The following is a 24412-nucleotide window of genomic DNA, read 5'->3' as shown; positions in this document are numbered from 1 at the left end:
AATGCATTATCCGCGTCCATGACGCGGCTGACTGGGGAGGCAGGAGTGCGCGTCTATATTTCCGCTGATATCGAAGGGATCGTCGGGGTCGTGAGCCGCGACCAGCTGATGCCCGAAGGTTTCGAATATGAGAACGCCCGCGGCTGGATGACGGACACAGTGGTCCATGCCTGCGAGGCTGCGCATGAGGAAGGTGTAGAGGAAGTCATCCTCAGCGATTCTCACGGGAATGGCGAGAGCATCCTGATCGACCGCCTGCCCGACTATGTGCAGATCGTCCGCAGTTGGCCGCGACCGCTGATGATGATGCAGGGCGTCGAGCTCGGGTCCTTCGTCGGCGCCATGCTTCTCGGCTATCACGCCGGCGCAAGTCATATCGGAGGCGTGCTGTCGCACACGATCGGCGGCACAGCTTTTGCCGAAGTGCGGATCAACGGCGTTGTCATGCCTGAGGCTGGCATCAACGCCGCCATCGCCGGGCATTTTGGCGTGCCGGTGCTGCTCGCCTCGGGCGACAATGTGGCATTGGACGAGATAAGCCAGGTCATCGGAGACATCGTTGCGGTACCGGTGAAGCAGGTCTACAGCACGCAATCGGCGATTACGCTCACACCGGCCGTCGGACATCGACGCATCCGCGAGGGCGTCAAGAAGGCATTGTCCAGGGCGGCTTCGGCAAAGCCGTTCAAGCTGGAAAACCCGACGCTGGAGATCGTGTTCCGAAATCGCCTGCCGGCCGAGTACCTTTCCTACCTCAAGGGCGTCGAGCGCACCGATGGTTACACGATCCGGTACCAGGGTGACGACATGGTCGACGTCTCGCGCTTCATCCAATTCGTGGTCGGCTACAATTCGCGCCTGACTTTCTGACGAGACCTTCTGCGGAATCAAACAATGACTACCTCCATCGTCCTCGGCGCCGGCATGGTCGGCGTCTCAACCGCGCTCGCATTGCAGGAGAGTGGGCATCAGGTGGTGCTGCTGGATCGCAAGGCGCCGGGCCGGGAAACCAGCTACGGCAACGCCGGCATCATCCAGACTGAGGCCGTCGAGCCCTATGCCTTCCCTCGCTCCATGACCGAGATCGCGAGGGTGGCGCTCAAGCGCGGCAACAACGTCGATTGGCGGCTGCGCGATATGCCACAGCTGGTGGGGCCGCTCTGGCGCTATTTTGCGCAGTCGGCGCCCGCGCCTTACGCGAGGACCATCGCGGCCTATTCACAGCTCGCGCTGCGTGCGAGTGACGATCACGCGCGTTTCATCGAACCCGCCGGCGCTGGGGAACTCATCGTCCGGCAGGGCTGGCGCGCGGTCTATCGTACACCTGCGACATTCGAAGCGGCTGCCGCCACCGCGGAACGGTTGAAGCGTGTCTACGGCGTGCCGTCGACGGTGCTTGGTGCAGATGAACTCGCGGCAAGCGAACCGGCGCTGCAATCTCGGCTCGCGGGTGCGGTCCATTGGACGTCACCCTGGACCTGCCGTGATCCGGGTGAACTGGTCGCGCGCTACGCCGCCCTCTTCGTTGCGCGCGGCGGAACGCTGGCCCGCGGCGACGCCCTGAGCCTGCTGAAGAATGGCGCCGGCTGGCAGGTGTTGTCCGAGGACGGCACATTTACGGCACAGAACGCGGTCGTCGCCTTGGGTCCATGGTCGCCGACGCTCGCGAAGACGTTCGGCTATCACATCCCCATGGTGTTCAAGCGCGGTTATCACAGGCATTTCGCAGGTCCGAACGGACCGCGCATCTCGATGCTGGATGTCGACCGTTCCACGCTGGTTGCGCCGATGAACACAGGGTGGCGAGTTTTGACCGGTGCGCATATGGCGCCGCCGGGCACAGCGCCGGCATCGCGGCAGATACTGCATGCCGCCAATGCCGCGCGCGAGCTTTTTGGCCTGCGCGAGCCCGTCGAAGCCACGCCTTGGTCGGGCACCCGCCCCTGCATGCCCGACATGCTGCCCGTCGTCGGCCCGACCCGGCATAAGGGCCTCTGGTTCCATTTCGGCCACGGCCATCAGGGCTTCACATTGGGCCCGACGACCGCCTTCCTTCTGGCGGAGCAAATCGAGGGGAGACACGGCAATCCGCTCGCCTTGCCCCTGACGCCATCCGCGCGAGGCTGGACATAACGCGCCGCTTGGCGCCGTTCGGCATGGACGCTGGGTAGGATTACGAGCACGAGCACTTGCGGACTGGCGAGACTTTCAGCGTCTCGTCAGTCTTAACGGTGCAGTTGGCAAACACCGGTAACGCTCATGGAGCGCCCCAGCCTTCCTTATTTTCTTTTCAACGGACAGTTCGGTTCCGTCCCGGTACAGCCTTCATGCGGCTGCATCCCGGAAGATGCCAGCGCGGCGGCGCGCTTAGCGCTTGAGAAGCTGTCCCCCTCGCCGGTTCCCCGTGCCGGCGGCGATCGTTTTTCGATCATACCGTTCCTCGCGGCCGCTGACTTCCAATCCTCCAGCGCATTCAGCACGAATATGCACAGGCGGAAATATTCTCCGGTCGCCAGCTTGACTCGGTTTAGGCGTGCTTCTATCAAGTTGTAGGCCTAACCCTACAATTGGATGCCATGCACCACTCTCACTCATCTTCAACGTCCGCGCTGTCACTCGCAGACCTTCCCGGTCCGGATGTCGCCATCCGCCCACTGCACCACCCCTGGCGGTGGATCAGTGGCGGTCTCGTCATCCTGCTGCTTGCTGTAATCGGGCGCGCCTTCGCGGTCGGGCAAATCCAGTGGACGGTGGTCGGCGAGTTCCTGACGGCTGGCGTCATCATCACCGGCTTCGGTTGGACGCTGCTGATCTCGGCCTGTGCGCTGGTGCTTGGCGTCTTTCTTGGTTTCGCTTTCGGCATCATGCGGCTTTCGGAAAATCCGATCCTGCGCTTTGCTGCATGGCTCTATGTCTGGGTGTTCCGCGGCACGCCGGTGCTGCTGCAGTTGCTCATCTGGTTCAACATCGCGCTGGTCTTCCCGCGCCTCTATATCCCCGGGCTCATCGATGCCCGCATGGTCGACGTGGTGACGCCGTTCGTCGCGGCTGTCCTCGGTCTCGGCGTGAACGAAGGCTCCTATCTGACGGAAGTGGTGCGCGGCGGCATCTCTTCGGTCGATAAGGGCCAGAAGGAAGCTGCCCATACGCTCGGCATGACGCCGGGCCAGACGATGCGGCGCATCATTCTGCCGCAGACCTTGCGGCTGATCCTGCCCGTGCTTGGCAACAGCGCCATCGGCATGCTGAAGTTTTCCTCGCTCGCTGCCACCATCGCCATGGGCGAAATGCTGAATGCTGCGCAGCGCATCTACTTCATCAACGGTGCCGTCATCGAACTGCTGTTCGTCTGCGCCGTCTGGTATCTGGCGGGAACCACCGTTCTTTCCATCGGCCAATACTATCTCGAACGCCATTTCGGCCGCGATACCGCAGCCGCAACCAGCGAGCGCCGCTGGTTCAAAGGATGGGCGCGTCGTCCCGTCGCCTCGGGGGAAGCATGACACTCGCAGTCAAGGCGGTCGGTATCCGCAAGAGTTTTGGCAGCCACGAGGTCCTGAAGGGTCTCGATCTGGAAGTCACCTATGGGGAGGTGCTCTGCATCCTCGGGCCCTCGGGCAGTGGCAAGAGCACCTTCCTGCGCTGCATCAACCATCTGGAAACGCCGAATGGCGGCTATGTCTGGGTTGACGGCGCGATCATGGGCTACGAGCTCAGCCGCGGCGCGCTTGAGGAATTGCCGGTCAAACGGCTCCGGGCGCAGCAGAGCCAGCTCGGCATGGTGTTCCAGCATTTCAATCTTTTCGCGCACCGAACGGTGCTCGGCAACGTCACCGAGGGACCGATGGTAGTACGCGGCTTGAGCCGCGCCGAGGCCGAAGCCCGTGCCATGGGCCTGCTCGAGCAGGTCGGCATGGCGGCCAAGGCATCGAGTTATCCGTCGCAGCTTTCCGGCGGCCAGAAGCAGCGCGTGGCAATCGCCCGGGCGCTCGCAATGGAGCCACGTGTCATGCTCTTCGACGAGCCGACCAGCGCGCTCGATCCAGAACTCGTCGGCGAGGTTCTGGAAGTCATGCGCAATCTGGCGCGCGGCGGCACCACGATGATCGTCGTCACCCACGAGATCGGCTTTGCCCGGGAGGTCGCCGACCGCGTCGTGGTGATGATCGACGGCGAGATCCGGGAGATGGGCGTACCCACGCAAGTTCTGGGCAACCCCGGCGACCCGCGCGTGCGGAGTTTCCTCAGCCGCGTGCTGGCCTGAAGACAAGAGTTCAAAAAGAGGGAGAACTGAAAATGAAACAACTGCTGCCGATGGTTCTGGGGCTTGCCTCCGCCACCTTCATCAGCCTCGCCGCAGGTGGCGTGGCACAGGCCGCCGACGAGAATCTCGCCGCCGCTCTGCCGGACGCGGTGCGCGATACCGGAAAGCTGAACATCACGATCAGCCTTGCCTATCCGCCAATGGAATATAACGACGCCGGCTCGACCGAACTGAAAGGCTTCGACATCGATCTTGCCAAGGCAATCGCCGAACGCCTCGGCCTGACGGCCGAGTTCCAGAACGTCGAGTTCCCGCAATTGATCCCGCAGGTCGTCACCGGCCGTTCGGACCTGATCATGACCGCCTTCTCCGACAAGGTGGAGCGCCAGACGCAGCTCGATTTCATCGACTACTTCAAGACCGGCAACGTCTTCTATTCGACCGCGGACCACCAAGGCGAGATCAAGACCGAGGCGGACCTTTGCGGCAAGACTGTCGCGGTCGCAACGGGAACCAGCTGGGTCACCTGGGCGGAAGATATCGGCAAGGCTAAATGCGCAGCCGACCAGTTGATCACCGTCATCCAGATCCCGACCCAGGCCGAGCACATCATGCAGATCCGCCAGGGCCGCGCCCAGGCTTCGGTCATCGGCCTTGAGGGACTGCTCGACCTGATGAAGCAGGAGCCGGACAAGTTCTACCAGATCGGCGAAGTCGGCGACGTCAACCACTACGGCATTGCTTTCGCCAAAGCGAATGCGCAGTTGCGCGATGCCGTAAAGGGAGCGCTCGACGCCATGAAGGCCGATGGCACTTATGCACAGATCCTCGACCGCTACGGCTTGAAACAGGCTGCCGTCGAAGAGTTCAAGATAAACGGAGCCACGAAGTAACCGAACCGCGCCGGAGCCTGCCTTGACCCATCCTTCCATGCCAGACGCCTCCACCATTGCAGCAAACGGAAACCCGGACGACAGACTGGCCCGGCTGCGCCTCGATCTCTATTCGAGCGAGCAGCTCTACCGGCAGCTCTACCGGGCGCTCCGCGCCGCGATTCTCGGCGGCGACTTCTCCGAAGGGGAAGCGATTCCCTCGGAGAACCAGTTGCGCGACCAGTTCGGCATTGCCCGAACCACCGTGCGCAATGCGATGGCGCTTTTGGTGTCGGAGGGATTGGTTCAGCAGGTTCGCGGCCGCGGCACGATCGTCTCGCACCGGCCTGTCAGCCACAACATCTGGAATTTCGGCAGCTTCACGGAGCTTGCCCGCCGCCAGGGCCAGCGCCCGGTGACGCGCGTGCTGGAACACCGGGTGGAGAATGGCGAACTCTTGCTGGTGCGCGCGCGCGGGCTTGCCAATGGCGACACGGTGAGTTGGCTGAACGTCGACACGTCTCAGCTTGATCTTGCCCTCTATCCGGGGATCGACCGCTACGATTTCGCGGCGCAATCGCTCTACGAGGTTTTGCGCCGCGACTATGACCGCCACCCCTTGCGTTCGGAACTGCTGCTCAGCGTCGTGCCGTCTTCCGAGCGCCTCAGGGAGGTCTTTGCCCCGGCGCCTGACGTGCCGGGCTACCTTTGCGCCAGCGGGGATGTGCTCGATGCCGACGATCGGTTGGTCGAGCGCACGTCGATCGTCTACTCGCCGGCAGTCCAGATGAAATTTGCAACGCGCTGGGGGCGCGAGACCGCGCCGCACGGTGCGCAGGAGAGCAAGATATGAGCCGCTTCGGCGACACTTTCACGACCCCAAAACCCATTCTTGGCATGCTGCACCTGGCTGGTGACGGCCCCGCGGCCAAGCTTGCCCAGGCCGAGGAAGAGGCCCGCATCATGGCCGGCGAAGGCGTGGACGGGGTCGTGGTCGAGAACTACTTCGGTGGTGCAGAAGACGTCGAGCGGGTGTTGGACCGGCTGTTCGGGTTCGACCTCGGCACCCGCATCGGCGTCAACGTGCTCAGAGACGATGCGCGCGCCTTTGCCCTTGCCAAAACGTACCCCGTTTCCTTTATCCAGGTGGATTCTGTCGCCGGCCATCTGCCGCCGGATGCGGACGAAGCCTTCGAAGCCGAACTCGCGGCACGCCGCGAGGGCGTTTCGGCGCTGTTGCTCGGTGGCGTTCGCTTCAAGTACCAGCCTGTTCTGTCCGGGCGATCGGAATCGGAAGACGTGCGCATCGGCGCTGCGCGCTGCGACGGTTTGGTGGTCACCTCCGACGCCACGGGCCAGCCGACCGACATGGACAAGGTGGCGCGCTTCCACGCTGCAACCGGCGGCGGGACGCCCCTCTTGATCGGCGCCGGCCTGACCGAATCCAATGCCGCCGAGCAACTGGCCAAGGCCGATGGCGCCGTCGTCGGCAGTTGGTTCAAGCACGACCATAAGGACACAGGCCGCGTCGAGCCTGCCCATGTTGCCGGGCTCATGCGCGTCGTGCGCGCCATCAGGAGCGACGCATGAGTGCGGCCGACACGGCCTTCGCCCGCCCGGTGACCCCGGACAATTTCTCGCGATACGGCAGGGTCTATGACCTGACCGGCGACACCGATCCCAAGGTGGTCTGGACCGTCGGCGACGCCTGGCATGACGGCTTCACGAAAACGTCGTTGATCGATGGTGCCGGCCATCTCGGTGTTACGCGCGGCGGCAGCGCACCGTGGCACTGCGGCGTAATGGAGCGGCATCCGCAAACGGAGGAGGCGATCTTCTGCTTCGCCCAACCGGTTGTCCTCGCCGTCGCTCCCGCATCTGACGCCACGGCGCCGGACCGGAATGAGATCGAAGCCTTCGTCATCGCGCCCGGGCAGGCCGTGGTGATGGACCGCAACGTCTGGCACGACGCCTGCCGAGGCGTCTCGGAACCAACCCCCTACTACTGGATGGCCGTCTGCGGTCTCGGCGAGAGCCCTTGGGTTCCGGTTGCCGGTGGCCCGAAGCTGGTGCAAGCCATTCCAGGCGAAGGACCAACCGCATGACAAGCTTCTTCATCGGCGACGTCGCGCTCGACGAATACTACACCGCCGATCGCTGGCCGGGCCGAGCCGACAAGGGCATGGTCAAGGAGCTTCCAGCCGAGGCTGGCGGCTCCATTGCGAATGCCGCTGTCGTACATGCGGGGCTTGGCGGTGAGACGCAGTTCCTCTCCCTGCTCAACGACAGTCCGCTGTCGCAACGTTTGATCACCGATTTGAAGGCCAACGGCGTCGGCGTCGATTACATGCTGATCGATCCCGCGATTCCGGAATCGCGGAACTTCATCTTCCTCGTAGACGGCGAGCATGTCGTTCTGACGGTCGAGATGGGCGAGCAGCCGATGTGGCTCGACGCCGCTGCCCTCGATGCGCTGCGCCAACCAGGCTTTCTCTACACGACGCTCTATCGCGCCCGTCGTCTCCATGCGCGAACGGATCAAGGCGTGGTCAAGCAAGCCGACCTTCTTGCCGATCTCCGCCAGCACGGCCGGCGCGTCATCTTCGATCTCGACGTCGGTGGATGCACGCCGCAGGATATGCCTTATCTCACAGGTGCTGCGGTCGTCATCTTCAACCAGGTCGGCTTCCGCGCGGCTTTCGGCCACGACGAAATCACGATTATCGGCGACTGGATGCAGGCGCACGATATCGACTGGGTCGTGCGCACCCTCGCTGCGGATGGCGCCGAGGCCCGCAATGGCGACACGATCCTTCGTGTGCCCGGGTTTCCGGTCGACGTCGTTGACGTCACCGGTGCAGGCGACACCTTCGGCGGCACATTGACCTGGTGTCTGTCGCAAGGCCAGGCCATCGAAGAGGCGCTGGACTTCTCCGTCGCAGCCGCCTCCCGCTCCGTCACCATCCACGGCCCGCGGGCGGGTAAAGCAGGGCCGGACGATATCCTGCGCTGGCGTGACGACGAGCGCCGGTCGAGGGCGCGGTGAACCGCAGCACTCGATCGGATCGCCGGTTTCGGGCTTAGGATTGTCGCTGGGCCCTTCCTTGCGCGGCTTTAAGGGAACGGCCGGACGTCACGTCGCCCACCGCCCCTGACCAAGGACTGCCTATCAAATGAAGGGCGGGAAACAACGCAAATGAACCGCCGCTGAGGGGCAAACGCTTCCTCAAATCCCCAGCATGCGCCGGTTGGCCGCCTCGTCCGTGCCGCCGCCGGCAAAGTCGTCAAACGCCTTCTCCGTGACGCGGATGATGTGGTGCTTGACGAAGTCGGCACCCTCGCGCGCACCGTCCTCGGGATGTTTCAGCGCGCATTCCCATTCGACCACGGCCCAGCCCGAGAAATCATTGGCCGCCATCTTCGAGAACACCGCGCCGAAATCCACCTGGCCGTCACCCAGAGACCGGAAGCGGCCGGCCCGGTTGACCCAGCCCTGATAGCCGCCATAGACGCCCTGGCGCCCGGTCGGATTGAACTCCGCATCCTTGACGTGGAACATGCGGATGCGGTCCTTGTAGATGTCGATGTTGTCGAGATAATCGAGGCACTGCAGCACATAGTGTGAGGGGTCATAGAGCATGCAGGCGCGGGCGTGGTTGCCGGTGCGCTCCAGAAACATCTCGTAGGTGATGCCGTCGTGCAGGTCCTCGCCCGGATGGATCTCGTAGCAGACATCCACACCACAGTCCTCGGCATGGTCGAGGATCGGTTTCCAGCGTTTCGCCAGTTCGTCAAAGGCGGTCTCGACGAGACCGGCCGGCCGCTGCGGCCAGGGATAGACGAAGGGCCAGGCAAGCGCGCCGGAAAAACTCGCCATGGCGTTGAGCCCGAGGTTCTTCGAGGCGGTCAGCGCCAGCTTCACCTGTTCCACCGCCCAGGCCTGTCTTGCCTTGGGGGTGCCGCGCACTTCGGGTGCGGCAAAGCCGTCGAAGGCTTCGTCATAGGCCGGGTGCACGGCGACGAGCTGGCCCTGCAGGTGGGTGGAAAGCTCGGTCACCTCGACACCGTTGTCGCGCGCCGTGCCGGCAAACTCATCGCAATAGGTCTTCGAGGTCGCTGCCTTCTGAAGATCGATCAGCCGCGCGTCCCAGCTCGGGACCTGCACGCCTTTGTAGCCGCAATCGGCCGCCCATTTGGTGATCGCGTCCCAGGAATTGAACGGTGCCGCATCGCCGGCAAACTGCGCCAGAAAGAGCCCTGGCCCCTTGATCGTCTTCATCTCTCGTCTCCTCCGTTGGAAAATGTGCCGGGCGATCGAAAGACGCCGGCGATGCCCGCCTGGGGCTCAAGACGACACGACCTGAGATTTCAGGTGATCGTTGTGGGATGGCAGCCCGCGCCGACCGCGGGCCGCCTTTCAGTCAAGCCTGGATCAGAAGGGCGAATCCGGGAAGTAGAAGTCCTTGGCATTGTCCTTGGTCACGAGCGTTGCATCGATCGTGTAGACGCCACGGACCGGAACCTGGCCGTAGAAGTTGGCGACCGTCATCTCCAGCGCCGTACCTACCATTGCCGGCGGGTAGAGCACGTCGACCGGGATCATCTTGTCGCCGTCCATGACCTTCTTGATCATTTCCTTTGAACCGGCGCCCGCAACGACATACTGGATGTCGGTGCGCTTCGCCTGCTCGATGGCCTGCAGTACGCCAACGGCCATGTCGTCGTCCTGGCACCAGACGACGTCGATCTTCGGGTACTTCGTCAGGTAGTCCTGCATGACCTTGAAGGCATCGTCGCGGTTCCAGTTGCCGTACTGGCGATCGAGAACCTTGACCTTCGAGCCTTCGATGCCCTTGTCGAAACCGTCCTGGCGCTGCTGGTCGATCGGGATCGGCAGGCCGCGGATGACGACGACTTCGGCTTCCGGTGTCGTGGCTTTGATGTATTCGCCCGCGACTTGGCCGAGAGCCGGGTTGTTGCCGGCGACGTAGAGATCGCGCACCGAGTTGTCGTTGACGCTCGGCGCACGGTCAACGAGCGCGACGAAGGTTCCCTTGCCCTTTACTTCCTTGATGGCGTTGACCAGCGGATCCGGATCGGTCGGCAGGATGACGAGAGCGTCGATGCCTTGCGTTTCGAGGTCCTGCACGGCGTTGGCCTGGCTCGCCGGATCGGGAGAGGTCTTGACGATGACGTTGAGGCCCGGGTTGCGCTCCATCAGGATCTTGGCGACGCGCTCGGCGTGGAAGACCACGCCGGCCGTCCAGCCATGATCGGCAGCCGGAATGGAGACGCCGATCGTCACTTTCTTTTCTTCCTGCGCGTGCGACACGCCAGCGAGTGCGGTCATGGCCGCGAGGGTCAGGCCGAATAGCTTATTACGCATTAAGTTCCTCCCAAATATCAGGTCAGCCTGTTGCAGGCCGGGAGACCTGTGGACCCGGCCGTCTCACGATTTCCGAACCAGCGAGCGCTGGACGAGCATCGCAATGATGATGATCGCACCCTGGATGGCGCCGATCAGGTATTCGCTGATGAAGTTGGAGAGCAGCATGATGTTGCCGACCAGTTCGAGGATGAACGCGCCACAGATCGTGCCCCAGACGCGGCCGGCGCCACCCTTGAGCGCGGTGCCGCCGACGACGACGGCAGTGATTGCCTGTAGTTCCCAGAGAATGCCAGTCGTTGCCGACGTCGAGCCGAGGCGCGGCACATAGAGGAGGACGGCGGCTGCCACGCAGAGCCCCTGGATCACGAAGGCGACGGTGCGGACGCGGTTGACGGAAATGCCCGAGTAACGCGCAACGTCGCGATTGGAACCGACGGCCACGACGTGCCGACCGTAGCGCGTGCGGTAGAGGATAAAGGCCGCCACGGCAGTCACCGCGAGGATGACGACGATCGGTACCGGCAGGCCGAAGATCGTGCCGAAATAAGCCGGCCGATAGATCTCCTGGAGCTCCGGCTCCTTAAGCGTGATTGCGCCGCCTTGCGACAGCCAGGTCGTCAGTCCCCGATAGATGCCCATGGTGCCGAGCGTTGCAATGAAGGGCTCGATCTTGCCGACCGTGGTGATCAGACCGTTGGCAAGACCACAGAGTGCGCCGGCGACGATAGTAAACAGGACCGCCGCCAGAAGCATGAGTACCGGATCGGCGATGACCCCGGAGTTCATGAACAGGATCATCAGACTGGCGATGAAGGCGACCATCGCCCCGACGGAGAGATCGAGATCGCCCGACGAAATCACGAAAGTCGCTCCGACCGCGATGATGGCGATGAAGGCGCTGCGGGTAGCGACGTTGGCGAGGTTGTTGATGCTGATGAAGTTGGGATTGACCAGCGCCCCTACCAGCAACAGCAACGCCAGTGCGACGAATGGCGCCACGGCCCTCAGATCGATGTCGCGCCAGCTGCGGCGGCGAATTGCGCCCTGACTGCCTTCCTCGTTTACGCTCATATCCAATTGAACCTCCGTCCCACCTGTCGGGAATCTTGTTGTTCTCGGCATCTGCGCAGGATGCGCCGCGGCCGCCTCAGGCCGCCGTCTTCTTCTTCAATCCTGCGGCGTAGCGCATGATCTCCTGCTCGGAGATCTCGTCCCCCTCGAGAATGCCGGCGATATGGCCTTCGCGCATGACCACCACGCGACTGCATAAGCCTATGACCTCGGGCATCTCCGATGAGACGACAATGATCGAGCGACCGTCCCGGGCGAGCGCCGAGATGAAGTGGTAGATCTGCTGCTTGGTGCCGACGTCGATGCCGCGGGTCGGCTCGTCGATGATGATGATACCAGGGTCGGTTTCCATTACCTTGGCGAGAAGCAGCTTCTGCTGGTTGCCACCGGACATGCGTCCGGCGACAATCTTGTCATCCCTGACGCGGATGTCGAACCGGCGGCGCGCCTTGACCAGAGCCGCCTCCTCGCTTCCCGGATCGAGATAGCCGAGGCGGCTATGGCGACCGAGCGACTGCAACGTCAGGTTCGCCATCATCCCGGCATTGAGCAACAGCCCCTTGGCTTTCCGGTCCTTGGTCATGTATGCGAGACCGGCCTTGTTGACCGCGTGCACGTCACCGGATGAAACCGGCTGGCCACGAACGAGAACCTCGCCGGACACACGCGGGCGCAATCCGACAATCGCCTCCATCAATTCCGTCCGACCCGAACCGATCATCCCGGAAAAACCGAGGATTTCGCCGCGGCGGACCTCGAAGCTTGCGTCCCTAACGTAGCCTGTTGAGACCGAACTGACGCGCAGCACGACCTCCTCGTCGAAGTCGGGTTCGCTTTTGGCGGGATAGAGGCTCGAAAGCTCACGGCCGACCATCAACTGGGCGATCGCCTCGCCGTCGAGGATGGAGGTCGGCGATGTCTTGATCCATTGGCCGTCGCGCAACACCGTCACGCGATCGGTGAGTTCCATGACCTCGTCGAGCTTGTGCGACACGAAGACGAAACTCGTTCCCTTGTCGCGCAGCTTGCGCACCAAGCGGAACAGAAAGTTCGTTTCTTCGCGAGAAAGGACGGCGGTCGGCTCATCCATGAAGACGACACGCGCGTCACGGCTGATAGCCTTGGCAATTTCCACCATCTGTTTTTCGGCGATCGACAGCGAGCCGATCATCGCATTCTCGTCGACATGGGAGCCGAGGAGATCGAGAACGCGGCGCGTTTCCGCGCGCATGAACTTGCGGTCGAGCACGCCGAACCTGGTCACTTCGCGGCCGAGAAACAGGCTCTCGGTGACGGTTAGATGTTCGGCCAGATTGAATTCCTGATGGATGATGACGATGCCGAGCGCTTCGGCCGCACCGTTTGGCGGGAGCTTCACCGACTGGCCGTCGAGCAGGATCTCGCCCGAGGTCGGTTGCTCGAAGCCGGACAATATCTTGACGAGCGTGGATTTGCCGGCGCCGTTCTCGCCCATCAGCGCGTGGATCTCGCCCTGGCGCAGCTCGAAATCGACGCTGAAAAGCACCTGCACGCCGCTGAAGGATTTACTGATGCGGCGCGCAGACAGCACGACGGGAGCCCCGTCGACAACCTCCGTGGTCATATTCCCCTCCCTGCGGCCTCCACCGCTTTTTCAATGATGTAAACCTTTACACTGACCGATGTAAAGGTTTACATCATGCTTGTACGACAATTTTTTCTGCCTGCGCGTTTGACCGCCAGGCAAGTCTGTGTAGTGTCTCGCAACAAAGCCCGAGGCCAACCGAGTGTCCGATTCCACCCCCGCAACCATCGAAGATGTCGCCCGGATCGCCGAAGTGTCGATCGCGACAGTTTCGCGGGCCATTCACATGCCGGAGAAGGTTGCCAAGTCCACGCGGTTGAAGGTCAATCAGGCCATTGCGCTGACGGGCTACACCACCAACGCGATGGCGCGCAGCCTGAGGCTGGGGCGCTCGAACATGATACTCGTGGTCGCGCCCGACATCGGTGATCCGAACTTCTCCAGCATCCTGGTTGGCCTTGAAAACGAAGCGCGAGCCCATGGCTACGGCGTGCTGATCGGGCATACCCAGAATGATGCCCAACGCGGGTTGGAATATCTGAAATTCTTCAACTCGAACCAGGCGGCCGGCCTGATCCTGTTTACCGGCATTCTTCCTTTCGGCCATCAGGAGGTGACGCCGCGCCTGCCGCCGACCGTCGGTGTTTTCGAGCCCGTCTTCAACGGTGGCATTCCCTATGTCGGCGTCGACGACGTCGAAGGCGCGCGCAAGGCCGTTGATCTTCTCATTTCCGAAGGGCATCGGCGGATCGCATTCATCGGAGACTCCCATACGCGCCTTGCCTATGGCCGTCGTCGGTCGGGCTACGAGGCCGGACTTGCCGCGGCCGGCATCCCTGCGAACCGCCGCCTTATCCTCGAAGGCGACGGTACGGTGGAAAGCGGCAGGCTGGCGCTGGAGCAGCTCTTCATGCGCGACGACCTTCCGACCGCCTTCATGTGCGTCAACGATCAGACTGCTCTTGGTGTCGCGCTTGGCCTTAAGGCGCGCGGCTATGAGATACCGGATCAGTTTTCGGTCACCGGCTTCGATGACGTCCCGCAAGCCAGTTTCATGACCCCTTCCCTCACGACGATCCGCCAGCCGCGCACCGCGATCGGCAAGCACGCGATGGCACTGCTTCTCGAGATGCTCTCGGACCGCACCCCTTCAGAAACCGAGATCCTGCTGAGGCCCGACCTGGTGGTCCGCAACTCTGTTGGGCCGCCGCCGACACGGCGATGAAGGATTTGGGGCCGACTGCCGATTTCTCAGAGAGCGGGCACGTGATTCCGAAAGCTAGCTGGCGATCCTGTTGCGCGCCTGCATGATGATCTCGCGCAGCCACCGGTGCATCGGCGAATGATGCGAGCGGTCATGCCATAGCATGTGGAAGACCATTTGCGGGAACTCGATCGGCGACTGGCGTACGACGAGCGGCAAAAGCCCCGCAAAGTAGCTGGCAAAATGACGGCTGGTCGAGAAGATCAGGTCCGACTGCAGCAAGAGGTACGGTGCGGTCGTAAAATAGGAAAGCGCCACGGTGCGCGCCCGGCTGACCCGAAGGCTCGACAGGTGGGTTTCGACGACACCGCGATGGGCCATCGAATAGGCCACCGGCACGATATGGGCGGCCGACAGATAGTCGGCTTCGCTGAATTCGCCCTGCGCCAGAGTATGGGTGTCCCGCATCAGGCAAACGATGTCGTCCTGCAGGAGGATCGAGCGTTTGAGATAGGCGGGCGGAGACGGCCAGTTGCCGATGACGACATCGACGTCACCCCGGGCAAGCGCCCCCTCGAAGTCGAAGTCGGGACCGAGCGCCCGGATCACGAGGCTCGCATTCGGCGCCTTGCGCCTGATCTGATCGACAATTTCCGACAGGAACACCGGCGCCATGTAGTCCGGCGAGGCGATCGTGAAGCTGTGATTGCTTGATGAGGCGTCAAACGGCGCCGTGGCGTCGACCAAGCCGGTGAGATCGGCCAACAGGGCCTGAGCGCGCGGCAAAATCGCCAGCGCGCGCTCCGTGGGGACCATTCCGTCACGGCCGCGCACAAGCAATTGGTCGGAAAAGATCTCGCGCAGCTTGCCAAGCGCCAGGCTGACTGCCGGCTGGGATTGCTCCAGCTTGACCGCGGCACGCGTCACACTGCCCTCGGCCATGAGCGCGCAGAAGACCTTTAGGAGATGTGCGTCAACGGTATCTTCTTTCGACATCTGATCCGCAGAATAGCCAACAAAATCCGGCAGGGCGAGCGGGCCGATAGGTCAACACCACCTTTATTCGTCTGGCTAATAATGGGTATTTGCCTGCCCGCGTTGACCAAATCGCCCCCGCCGAGCACCGTTTGCTCAGGAAACACCGCGATGCGGCGGCTCAACTTCAGGGCAAGACATGCTTGATATCGACGCGATCAACCACATGGACTGCGACGCCTTCGTCGCCTACCTCGGTCCTGTCTTCGAGAATTCACCTTGGGTCGCACAACGCAGCTGGCAGAAGCGGCCGTTCGCCGACATCGAGGCATTGCATGGTGCGATGTTCAGCCAGATCCTGGCCCGTGACACGGCGTCAAAGGTCGAATTCCTGGGCGCTCATCCGGACCTTGCCGGCAAAGAGGCCAAGCAGGGCCGGATGACAGCGGAATCGACCGTCGAACAGGGAACGGCGGGGCTCGACAGCCTGGCGGGCCACGAGATGGCGCTGATCGATGACCTGAACCGCCGCTATCGCGCCCGGCACGGCTTTCCCTTCATCGTTTGCGTTCGCCACTACACCAAGGCCGGTATCTTTGCCGAGTTCAAGCATCGCATCGGACGGGAGACCGACGCCGAGCTTGCGGAAGCGCTGCGGCAGATCGCCAACATCAGCCGCTATCGACTGGGCGCCCTCGTAAAAGAGGCGCAGGAGGTTATCACGCCGGCCGCATAGCGGCTGGTATCCTGAAATGGACTTATACGGGAGGTAGTCCACAATGGCATCGGCAGCACATGCGGGGAACAGAGGCGGCTCACCCGCCGCGAACCCCGAAAATATCGAGTCGGTCTACCGCAAGGTGACATGGCGGCTCCTTCCCTTCCTGATGTTCCTGTGGATCCTGGCGTGGATCGACCGGGTCAATGTCGGTTTCGCGAAGCTCACCATGCTGCAGGACCTGCAGTTCAGCGAAACCGTTTACGGTCTCGGCGCCGGTATCTTCTTCCTCGGCTATTTCTTCTTCGAGGTGCCGAGCAACATGTGGCTTGAACGGATCGGCGCCCGCGCCACGATCGCCCGTATTACCATCGGCTGGGGCATCATCTGCGTGCTGATGATGTTCGTCACCCAGCCGTGGCAGTTCTATACGCTGCGGTTCCTGCTCGGTGTGTTCGAGGCCGGCTTCTATCCCGGCATCATCCTCTACCTGACCTACTGGTATCCGTCGCTGCGTCGCGCCAGGGCCTTCGGCCTCTTCATGTCGGCCTCGGCACTTGCCGGCGTCATCGGTGGCCCGCTGGCAGGCACGATCATGACGCAGCTCGGCGGCGCCAACGGCTGGGCCGGCTGGCAGTGGGTGTTCCTGCTCGAAGGCATCCCGTCAATCCTTGCCGGCATCGCCACCATCCTCTATCTGACCGACAAGCCTGAAAAGGCGCATTGGCTGACCTCGGAGGAAAAGGCCCTGCTCATCCAGGATATCGAGCAGGACAAGAAGGCTCTCGGCCATCGCGAGCACAGCGTGCTCAAGGCGCTGAAGAACCCGACCGTATGGAAATTCATCGCCATCTATTTCTGCATCATCATGGCGAACTCGACGCTGACTTTCTTCGGCCCCTCCGTGGTACGCGAAATCGGCTTCTCCAGCCCCGCGACGGTCGGCTGGATCATGGCAGCCATCTATCTCGGCGGTGCTGCGGGCATGATCCTGAACGGCATTCATTCCGATCGTACTTCGGAGGTACGCTACCACTGCGCCTTTGCAGCACTCGCAGGTGCCACCGGCCTGATGGCTCTGGGTTTTGTCCTTCCGGCCAGCGCTGCCCTGTCGCTCGCTGCCCTGGCGCTTGCGATCGTCGGCACCATGTCCGCAATCCCGGTCTTCTGGCAGATGCCGAACCATTGCCTGGCGGGTTCGGCTGCGGCGGTCGGTATCGCGCTCATCAACTCGGTGGCGAACCTCGCCGGCTTCGGCGCCCCCTACCTCATGGGCTACCTGAAGGACACGACCGGCGTCATGACCCACGGGCTGTGGCTGGTGGCTGCCGTCGAGGCGCTGACCTTCGTGCTGATCGTGGGTTTCGTCAGCAAAGTCAGCCGGCAAACGCAGCAGCCTGCATAGAACAAATCCTGCAAATCCTCGCGCCTCGGGGGTTTTGACAAGACGAGAAATTGTATCGGATCATCGCGGCTTTGCTCGATGGTCCGATCATCTGCGGCGCGCACGACACGTGAGGGGCCGACACGGGAAAGGATTTCGGCGCCTTTGGAGCCCGGTCTCGACGGTAATTCTGAGATTTTTTCAGATTTTTTTCATCGCGATGGATGAGAAGCCGCGCCCGCTCCGTATATGCGGGTATGGATTCGAAGAACGGTGCTTTTGACGTTATTGGGCAGCTGGCTGCGCTGCGGCGCTATGCTCGCTCGCTAGCGCGCAATTCGCCGGACGCGGAGGATCTCGTTCATGACGCTCTCCTGAGAGCCTACGAACGACGCTCGACATTCCGGTCTGGAGCAAACCTTAGAAACTGGCTTTTCGCGATCGTTCGCAACACGCATATCGACGGCTTGCGGTCCGCGATGTCTCGTGGTCAGCGTGACGATCAGTCGGCGCAGGTGGCCGGATTGTCTTACCCCGCCCACCAGGAACACAGCGTACGGCTGGCTCAGGTCCGCGAAGCGTTCATGATGCTTCCGGAAGAACAGCGCGAGGCCCTTCATCTCGTTGCCGTTGAGGACCTTTCCTATCACGAGGCTGCCGAAATACTCGACATTCCCGTCGGGACTTTGATGTCGCGCGTCTCCCGGGCAAGAGCGAGCCTCAGAGACTTCGAAAACGGAACGAGAAAGCCCAACCACCTGAGGCTTGTCGGAGGCGATAATGACTGACGTCGACACGATTATCGATACCGATCTCGATGCCTATGTGGACAACCAGCTCGATGCGGCCGGCAGGCTTCGGGTTGAGACCTGGCTTGCCAGGAACCCGGACGCGGCGGCTCGTGTCATGGCTGACCTCGGCATGCGGACCACGCTCAAGCTGGCGTTGACGTCGGATGGCGTTGCCGGACGCCCCGAGACGCGCGAGGCGGCCCGCCGCCTTTCGTCGGGACTGGCGAATGCGCGCGTGTGGAACGCCCTGCAGAAGGTGTCGGCGGTCGGCTTGATGATTTCGGTGGGTTGGATTGCCCATTCGTCCGTCGGTCCGAGCGAAGTCAATGCCTCGGCCCATCCGCCAGCTTTCGTGGAATACGCCATCCGCGCGCATCAGACCTCGCTCGTCAGGGCGGGGATGCCGTCTCAGCCGGAAGTGCAGGCCTATGACCGGGACGACATTCGTGCTGCGACCGCCATCGTCATGCCGGAGCTACCGAAGGACTGGAACGTCGTCGACGTCCAGGTGTTTCCCTCGGATTTCGGGCCCAGCGTCGAGACGAGCGTCAGGACTGATGCAGGCACACTCGTATCGCTCTTCGCCGGCAGGCCGGGGCACTTCGCGGTCGAGCCCGTAAAGGACCTCAACCTTTCCAATGCCGAGGCCGCCTGGTGGCAGGTCGGCGAGGTCGCCTATGCCGTCGTCTCAAGCACGCCCGGCATCGGCCTCAGCGATGAGGCCGAGCTTCTCAAAAACTCACTTTACTGAGGAAACCTTCATGTATTCGAACCAGAACCGCTTCGGCGGCATGAGCCAGGCTTCTGCCGCTGCCCTCGACGAGGGCCTTCGCCAGCATATGCTGCGCGTCTACAACTATATGGGCCTCGGCCTCGTGGTGACGGGGCTTGTGGCCTTCATCGTCGGCACCACGCCGGCACTTTACGTGCCGATCTTTTCCACCCCGCTGAAGTGGGTGGTGATGCTTGCGCCGCTCGCCTTCGTCTTTTTCTTTTCATTCAAGATGCATTCGATGTCGGCATCCTCAGCGCAGCTGACCTTTTGGGCCTTCTGCGCCGTCATGGGCCTTTCGCTCGCCTCGGTCTTCCTGGTCTTCACCGGAGCCAGCATCGCTCGCACCTTCTTCATCGCCGCGACCATGTTCGGTGCAACGAGCCTCTACGGCTATGTGACGAAACGCGACCTGGCGAAATTCGGCTCGTTCCTGATCATGGGCCTGATCGGCGTGATGATTGCCTCGATCGTCAACATCTTCCTTGGTTCGAGCGCCCTTCAGTTTGCCGTCTCGGTGATCGGTATCGTCGTCTTCGTCGGCCTGACTGCCTGGGACACGCAGAATATCAAGGAACAGTATGCCGATAACTTTGACCAGGAATCCCAGCAGAAGCTTGCGGTTTTCGGTGCCCTGTCGCTCTATCTGAATTTTGTCAACATCTTCCAGTTGCTACTTAACTTCACTGGCGAGCGTGAGTAGTAGTCGCCACAGATAGCAAGGAACACAGCAGGCCATCGACGTCCTGTTCTTCAAGCTCGCCCATGTTGAACGCTAGTCCGGCCCCCGCGACGCTCAATCCGATCGCTTCATCCATGAGCGGATCGGCCAGCAGCCGGGTGGAACCCTATTACATGGCACAGGCGATCGTCGTGCAGGAACAGGCGCTGGAGGCGGCTCAACGCCGCATTGAGGAACTGGAGGCGCAGATCGCGCAGAGCCAACAGCGCGGCAGCTTCTTCTCCTCGATGTTCGGCAGCAACACCGCCCCTCAGCGCCAGGCGCCGCAACAGTCCGGATATGGCCGCGCCGCGCCCGGCTCGCCATGGGGCAACCAGAACCAGGCCTACGGCCAGCCCATGCAACAGCGTGCCGGCAGCGGCTTCCTCGCGGGCGCCGCGCAGACCGCAATGGGCGTTGCCGGCGGCGTTCTGCTCGGCAACGCGATCGCAGGCATGTTCGGCGGAAACGAGGCTCAGGCCGCCGAACCCAGCGCCACGGCTTCGGAGCCGGAAGCGCCTGCGGACGACATGGATTTCGGCGGCTACGAGGACATTTGACGCCGCTATCGGCTTCCGGGGCTACATCCCCCTCCCCGGAAGCCACCCCGCGGGCCCCCCTGTCCCTTTACGATGGCCCGCCATCTTCCCGGATATGGAGAATGCGCAGATCTCGGTCTGGTGCCTGCCGAACTTTCCGTGAGGTGGCCGACACATCGACAAGGTCAGGATCAGGGCGCTGCAGGTGGCTACTTGAGCATGGCAACCCTGCCGATGCACAGCAACGGTCAACGCTGCCCTTCGTCCGGGATTGCCGAAGAGCGACGCCGGCGCGGCCTGGGCCGCTCGCAGCGTGGCTTCGAGACGAGAGCCTCGGCAGGCCTGTGGATGATCGCACACGCAGGTCAGCGAGCGGAGCCTGAGGCCAGCGCTTGCGCTTCAGAAGGAGCGTGGCGCTGGATCCAGGAGTTTCACGCTGCCGGAGGTGACCTGGTAGACCGCGCAGGTTCGCTCGATGGAACCGGTCTTTCCGAAGCGGAAGGCTGCTGCCGCGCCGATGAAGCCGTTTGGAGACCGAAGGCTCTCCTGCGTGATGGCGGTTTCGCCCTGGCTGCGCACGAGACCGGCGGCAAGCGCGATCACGTCGAAGCCATAGGCTGCATCGGTGCCTGCGGCCCGCTCGTATCGATCGAGATAGCGCGAGGTCATCCGGGAACCATTTTCAGGACCAAACAGACAGAGATGGCTGCCCGCGAGCTCAGGGCGCTTGTAAGCAGCATTTACCCAGCCGGAACTTCCGACGACCATCGCGTTCGGTTTCAGATAGCCGTTGGCCTTGAGTTGCGACAGTGCACCGACATCCGGATCTCCCGAGCCGACCAGGAGCACGCCATCAGTGTCTTTCAACGTGGTCTTGGTGGCCGCGTCGCCGGTGAATGCCGTGGTCCCTGTCACGGCGACGAGCGCCGGTTTGATGCCATAGCCGGCAAGTCCGCGATCGAGCCTTTGCCGCTCGGCGGCGGAGACATCGCTCGGCAAGAGCACGACGAGTCGCTTGCGCCCGGACGCCACCGCATAGGATGCCCCCTCGACGGCGCTGTCGATGCGGTCGGACGCGAAAGCGAAAGTGCCGGCCGGCCGCTCGTCGCCGTTGCCCCGCAGGACCAAAAGCGGCGCGCGGGAGGGGCCGAGACCTTGGCGCACGGTGCTGACAGGAGCGTCGGCGACCGACAGCGCGACGAGCGCGACGTTCTTGCTGGCAAGCCGCTTCGCCGCCTCTTGAATCTGCTGTGGCGAACCGTCGGTATTTTCGACCAGCAACGAGAGCTGTCCGCCACCCACCTCATCGATGGCGAGCGACGCGCCGTCCCGGATATCGCGTTCGCGTACCGTTTCGCCTGACGGCGCCATCAACGCAGTGATGAGCGCGATCCGTGTTGCGCCGCTGCCGAAGGTTTCCTGCGGCTTTACCGCATGTTCGGCCGCGCGCCGCGCGTGCCTCGCCTGCGGCGATTCCACGTCGAGGACGTCCTGGGGCGTGGGTGCACCCTGACAGCCCGCAAGTGTACCGAGTGCGAGGACGCCGAGGACTAGCCACTGCCGACAGCAAGACATCCGCCTGGCCGGTGAAACGACAGCGTGGGACATGACGATCAAACCGACTGTCTCAATTCATGAAATTCCGCATCTTGGAGTAGAAACAATCGCATTTGGCGATGTAATCCTCGTCGCGCCAGTTGGACTGCAGGTAGCCATAGGCCTTGCCGCAGGCAACCTTGGTCTCGGACGCCCAGACGAAAGTCGGCCGCGTCGAGGAAATCCAGTGCGGATCGTCGGCGACAGCGATCGCCTCGTCCATGCGCGATACGACCTCCTTGGTCAATGTCGCGACATCCTGGTCAACGGTGAGCGAGGCTTGGCTGGCTTCAGCGCACTGCCGCGCGGCTGGTGCATAATCGACGATGAGATCGGCCGCGAAACCTGAAACGGGTATAAGAGCGACCATCGCCCCCACCAGCATGCTTCTGATCATGAAAAGGCTCCCCTGGAAATGCGGTTCCCAGATGATTACCGAGAACCGCTGAGCTGTCGAGATCGACATTGCGTTATGGAACATCGTGTGGGATGTTTTGCGACGTTTTCGCCCCGTTTTCGTCGTTGAACAGGACCTTCACCACCTCGGTCGACACCTGGAAGTTCTCCAGTACGGCGACCGTATGCCAAGTGTCACCGCTTCCGTCCGTGTCTACCTGCAGGTTAGCGTTCTGCTCATCCTGCACGACCTGGACATAATTGCCGACAAGGTTCGTACCCGACGGCAGATTGCCGAGAAGCGCGGACAGGTCGACGGAATCGTCCTGGCCGAAATTGTAGTCGGCGATGACGTCATGGATGTTACTCAGCGAATCGGGATCCAGAACGAAGATATCGCTGCCCTCGCCGCCGGTCATGGTATCCGAGCCGGTACCGCCGTAGAGAGAATCATCCCCCCCCTCGCCATAAAGCCAGTCGTTACCGATACCGCCTGCCAGGTAGTTGGCACCCGAGTTCCCGTGCAGGAAGTCGTTGCCAGAACCGCCGATCAGCCCTTCGATGCCCGTCAGCGTATCGCCAGCGGCATCGCCGCCGCCAATCGACCCCTCTGGCTGGCTGCCAGCAGTCGCAACCGATGAGGTGTTGCCACTGTCGTCGAGATTAATGAACACCGCCGACGTACTGCCGGTATAGTCGGCAATGTCAGTACCCGCGCCACCGTTGATGGTGTCTGTGCCGCTACCGCCATGAAATACTTCATTAGCAGAAGTGCCGGCAAAGGTGTTGTTTGCCGAACTCCCGCCAACTGACGTCACGAGAAAACTGGTGCTTACCGTATCTCCGTCACCATCGACACCAACCGCATTGACCGTGAAATTCACATCGGTCGCCGGTACGGCTTCCTCATATGACAACGTCGTGAAGGACACCTTTATGTCTTTATTTCCAGCTTCGTCGACGCCCGTCATTGTAACAGTATTAAAATTGAAAGGAGTTATCCCATTGGCTAAAAATACACTTGGCGACACCTCGACGAATGTATCTCCCGCATGAACCGGCACCTGAATGGTTACGGGGTTTAGCCCTCCATTCGATAGAGTGACTTTAATCAATCCATCTTCGTCGACCTGGGCGATATTAAGTTTGAAGTTGGAGACCGGGCTGTCAAATTCCATCTTGAAACTGTCATTAGCGTCAAAGGTGGTATTGCCCAAGCCAAACGCACTACTACTCCCAAAAGCATAGGCATTGAAATCGTCGGCCCCACCCGTGTCGTCGGCAAGTGCCGTGAGCTTTACGAAGCCAAAATCATAATTTCCAGTGGGCGAGTTTTTGATACTGCCGGCCAAATCAATCGTCGACGTCGTACCTGGTCGAACGGCAAGCTGCGTTATCTCATAAGTTCCGTCCAGGTTCAGCTTGATAGTGAAGGTAGGCGTCGCTGATCCTGGGGCAAATATGTTCATCGAAGCACTCCCGCTGGAACTGGTCGTCCATCCCTGGGGAAGGCCGGAAATGCTGGAAATCACCTCTGACGCCAAGCCATCGGCTCCTTCATTAAATACCAACAAACCTTGCAGCTTTCCAACCTCGTTAGCGAGAATTGCATTGGTGACTGTTCCAACTGCAATTCCGTCGTCCTCGAACTTGATGAGGCCGCCGCCGAGGTCGACCGTATCGGTGGCGACGTCCTTGTCGCCGTCCGTCACCGTCAGAACCGCCTGCAGCGCATTCGAGGCCAGCAAAACCGCCTCGTCGTAGCTGCTCGTGTTCGCATGGTTCAGCGACTCATATTGCGTCAGCGTCACCGACCCGTTGGCCGGGTTGATCTCGACCGTAAAGGCCACCGTGCCGCCCACGCGGCCCTCGATCACGGAGCCGTTCTGCACCAGCAGAATCTCCGTCGTGCTCCCCGTCAGGTAGAGCCCGGTGTGGCCCCCGTTCACGATCGCCAGCGAATAGGCCGTCGTCGCGCCTTCGTTGTCCTGGCCAACCGACGTGCCCGCCGTCGTGAACAGATCCGAACCGGAGACCGTCACCTGGCCAAGGCCAACAGCGGCCTCGCCGGCGTTCTCGCCCACCGTCTCGTCGACCACGATCGTCTTGGGCTGCGACACCAGTTCCAGCGATGCGCTCGGCCCGTCGTCCTCGAA

At 62.1% G+C, this 24412-nt stretch carries 24 protein-coding genes; 16 read left to right on the top strand and 8 right to left on the bottom strand.

Annotated features, from left to right (window positions below):
* The first annotated feature begins 45 nt into the window (after positions 1-45).
* From ACTJKE_RS34270 to ACTJKE_RS34230, 9 genes are all read left to right on the top strand, one after another.
* On the top strand, positions 46-870 hold the full coding sequence (locus ACTJKE_RS34270) for a M55 family metallopeptidase (protein ID WP_440639501.1): 825 nt from the start codon (positions 46-48) through the stop codon (positions 868-870).
* 24 nt (positions 871-894) lie between these two features.
* Positions 895-2133, top strand: a complete 1239-nt coding sequence (locus tag ACTJKE_RS34265; RefSeq protein ID WP_440639503.1) for an NAD(P)/FAD-dependent oxidoreductase — start codon at positions 895-897, stop codon at positions 2131-2133.
* Positions 2134-2576: 443 nt separating this feature from the next.
* Positions 2577-3503 (top strand): amino acid ABC transporter permease, encoded by a 927-nt coding sequence (locus ACTJKE_RS34260; RefSeq protein WP_113514044.1) that lies wholly within the window; start codon positions 2577-2579, stop codon positions 3501-3503.
* On the top strand, positions 3500-4264 hold the full coding sequence (locus ACTJKE_RS34255; protein ID WP_058327873.1) for an amino acid ABC transporter ATP-binding protein: 765 nt from the start codon (positions 3500-3502) through the stop codon (positions 4262-4264). The genes ACTJKE_RS34260 and ACTJKE_RS34255 overlap by 4 nt, the downstream gene beginning before the upstream one ends.
* A 32-nt stretch (positions 4265-4296) precedes the next feature.
* Positions 4297-5157 carry an ABC transporter substrate-binding protein gene (locus ACTJKE_RS34250; protein WP_440639508.1) on the top strand — a complete coding sequence of 287 codons (861 nt, stop codon included), beginning with the start codon at positions 4297-4299 and terminating at the stop codon, positions 5155-5157.
* A 22-nt stretch (positions 5158-5179) separates the two neighbouring features.
* Positions 5180-5989 (top strand): GntR family transcriptional regulator, encoded by an 810-nt coding sequence (locus ACTJKE_RS34245; RefSeq protein ID WP_440661766.1) that lies wholly within the window; start codon positions 5180-5182, stop codon positions 5987-5989.
* Positions 5986-6726 carry a BtpA/SgcQ family protein gene (locus ACTJKE_RS34240; protein ID WP_440661767.1) on the top strand — a complete coding sequence of 247 codons (741 nt, stop codon included), beginning with the start codon at positions 5986-5988 and terminating at the stop codon, positions 6724-6726. Before ACTJKE_RS34245 ends, ACTJKE_RS34240 begins: the two co-directional genes overlap by 4 nt.
* Complete coding sequence (locus ACTJKE_RS34235) at positions 6723-7241, top strand: ureidoglycolate lyase (RefSeq protein ID WP_058327877.1); 519 nt, start codon at positions 6723-6725, stop codon at positions 7239-7241. Before ACTJKE_RS34240 ends, ACTJKE_RS34235 begins: the two co-directional genes overlap by 4 nt.
* A complete protein-coding gene (locus ACTJKE_RS34230; protein WP_440693721.1) occupies positions 7238-8182 on the top strand; it encodes a carbohydrate kinase family protein in 945 nt (314 codons plus the stop codon). The genes ACTJKE_RS34235 and ACTJKE_RS34230 overlap by 4 nt, the downstream gene beginning before the upstream one ends.
* 180 nt (positions 8183-8362) lie before the next feature.
* On the opposite strand, the gene ACTJKE_RS34225 is transcribed toward ACTJKE_RS34230, so the two are convergent.
* The 4 genes from ACTJKE_RS34225 to ACTJKE_RS34210 form a co-directional block, all read right to left on the bottom strand.
* Positions 8363-9415, bottom strand: coding sequence for a sugar phosphate isomerase/epimerase family protein (locus tag ACTJKE_RS34225; protein WP_440693719.1), 1053 nt, complete (start codon positions 9413-9415; stop codon positions 8363-8365).
* A 153-nt stretch (positions 9416-9568) separates the two neighbouring features.
* Positions 9569-10522 (bottom strand): substrate-binding domain-containing protein, encoded by a 954-nt coding sequence (locus tag ACTJKE_RS34220; RefSeq protein ID WP_057249660.1) that lies wholly within the window; start codon positions 10520-10522, stop codon positions 9569-9571.
* A 63-nt stretch (positions 10523-10585) separates the two neighbouring features.
* A complete protein-coding gene (locus tag ACTJKE_RS34215) occupies positions 10586-11596 on the bottom strand; it encodes an ABC transporter permease (RefSeq protein WP_057249658.1) in 1011 nt (336 codons plus the stop codon).
* Between the two features lie 76 nt (positions 11597-11672).
* On the bottom strand, positions 11673-13199 hold the full coding sequence (locus ACTJKE_RS34210) for a sugar ABC transporter ATP-binding protein (RefSeq protein ID WP_113514034.1): 1527 nt from the start codon (positions 13197-13199) through the stop codon (positions 11673-11675).
* A gap of 163 nt (positions 13200-13362) precedes the next feature.
* Between ACTJKE_RS34210 and ACTJKE_RS34205 the strand changes: the two genes are divergently transcribed.
* Positions 13363-14385, top strand: coding sequence for a LacI family DNA-binding transcriptional regulator (locus ACTJKE_RS34205; RefSeq protein ID WP_058327882.1), 1023 nt, complete (start codon positions 13363-13365; stop codon positions 14383-14385).
* A gap of 54 nt (positions 14386-14439) precedes the next feature.
* On the opposite strand, the gene ACTJKE_RS34200 is transcribed toward ACTJKE_RS34205, so the two are convergent.
* Positions 14440-15360, bottom strand: a complete 921-nt coding sequence (locus ACTJKE_RS34200) for a LysR family transcriptional regulator (protein ID WP_440693717.1) — start codon at positions 15358-15360, stop codon at positions 14440-14442.
* Between the two features lie 178 nt (positions 15361-15538).
* On the opposite strand from ACTJKE_RS34200, the gene uraD reads away from it, so the two are divergent.
* The 6 genes from uraD to ACTJKE_RS34170 all read left to right on the top strand — a co-directional run bounded on the left by uraD (position 15539) and on the right by ACTJKE_RS34170 (position 20285).
* Positions 15539-16075, top strand: coding sequence for a 2-oxo-4-hydroxy-4-carboxy-5-ureidoimidazoline decarboxylase (uraD, locus tag ACTJKE_RS34195; protein WP_440693715.1), 537 nt, complete (start codon positions 15539-15541; stop codon positions 16073-16075).
* Positions 16076-16118: 43 nt separating this feature from the next.
* Positions 16119-17462, top strand: coding sequence for an MFS transporter (locus ACTJKE_RS34190; protein WP_440693713.1), 1344 nt, complete (start codon positions 16119-16121; stop codon positions 17460-17462).
* A 236-nt stretch (positions 17463-17698) separates the two neighbouring features.
* The gene (locus ACTJKE_RS34185; RefSeq protein ID WP_058327885.1) at positions 17699-18229 is read left to right on the top strand and encodes a sigma-70 family RNA polymerase sigma factor; all 531 of its coding nucleotides are present in this window, start codon (positions 17699-17701) and stop codon (positions 18227-18229) included.
* Positions 18222-18983: an anti-sigma factor family protein gene (locus ACTJKE_RS34180; RefSeq protein WP_440693711.1), complete on the top strand. Its 762-nt coding sequence runs from the start codon at positions 18222-18224 to the stop codon at positions 18981-18983. The genes ACTJKE_RS34185 and ACTJKE_RS34180 overlap by 8 nt, the downstream gene beginning before the upstream one ends.
* A 10-nt stretch (positions 18984-18993) precedes the next feature.
* Positions 18994-19707 carry a Bax inhibitor-1/YccA family protein gene (locus ACTJKE_RS34175; protein ID WP_058327887.1) on the top strand — a complete coding sequence of 238 codons (714 nt, stop codon included), beginning with the start codon at positions 18994-18996 and terminating at the stop codon, positions 19705-19707.
* A gap of 152 nt (positions 19708-19859) precedes the next feature.
* Positions 19860-20285: a DUF2076 domain-containing protein gene (locus ACTJKE_RS34170; RefSeq protein WP_440693709.1), complete on the top strand. Its 426-nt coding sequence runs from the start codon at positions 19860-19862 to the stop codon at positions 20283-20285.
* A gap of 378 nt (positions 20286-20663) precedes the next feature.
* On the opposite strand, the gene ACTJKE_RS34165 is transcribed toward ACTJKE_RS34170, so the two are convergent.
* The 3 genes from ACTJKE_RS34165 to ACTJKE_RS34155 form a co-directional block, all read right to left on the bottom strand.
* Complete coding sequence (locus ACTJKE_RS34165; RefSeq protein ID WP_162764763.1) at positions 20664-21743, bottom strand: ABC transporter substrate-binding protein; 1080 nt, start codon at positions 21741-21743, stop codon at positions 20664-20666.
* A gap of 148 nt (positions 21744-21891) precedes the next feature.
* Positions 21892-22257, bottom strand: coding sequence for a hypothetical protein (locus tag ACTJKE_RS34160; RefSeq protein WP_440693707.1), 366 nt, complete (start codon positions 22255-22257; stop codon positions 21892-21894).
* A gap of 73 nt (positions 22258-22330) precedes the next feature.
* Positions 22331-24412, bottom strand: a 2082-nt coding sequence (locus ACTJKE_RS34155) for a DUF5801 repeats-in-toxin domain-containing protein (protein WP_440693705.1), incomplete at its 5' end; no start/stop codon positions are given.

The organism is Ensifer sp. 22521, from assembly GCF_052044795.1.
GTDB lineage: Bacteria > Pseudomonadota > Alphaproteobacteria > Rhizobiales > Rhizobiaceae > Ensifer.
Note: the sequence above shows the minus strand (reverse complement) of the source record. Positions and strands in the feature narration are given on the sequence as shown.